At 56.9% G+C, this 255-nt stretch carries 1 protein-coding gene; it reads left to right on the forward strand.

The window, feature by feature from the left end:
• Positions 1-255 (forward strand): transposase (locus tag EOE18_RS18365; protein ID WP_164852828.1); only part of this gene is annotated, 255 nt, incomplete at both ends.

The following is a 255-nucleotide window of genomic DNA, read 5'->3' on the forward strand; positions in this document are numbered from 1 at the left end:
AGGAAATTGCGCGGCGAGCCCGTGAAGATGAAGTCGCTCGTCGGCTGATGACCATCCCCGGCATTGGACCAATAGCCGCCACAGCGATCGCGGCACTCGCACCTGCAGCAGCCACATTCAAACGAGGACGTGCCTTTGCCGCCTGGCTTGGTCTTACACCTCTACAGAAATCTACAAGCTGGAAAACTAAACTGGAGCGAACATCCAAGATGGGTGAGCGTACACTGCGGCGATTGCTGATCATCGGCAGCAGTG

The organism is Novosphingobium umbonatum (assembly GCF_004005905.1).
Taxonomy (GTDB): domain Bacteria; phylum Pseudomonadota; class Alphaproteobacteria; order Sphingomonadales; family Sphingomonadaceae; genus Novosphingobium; species Novosphingobium umbonatum.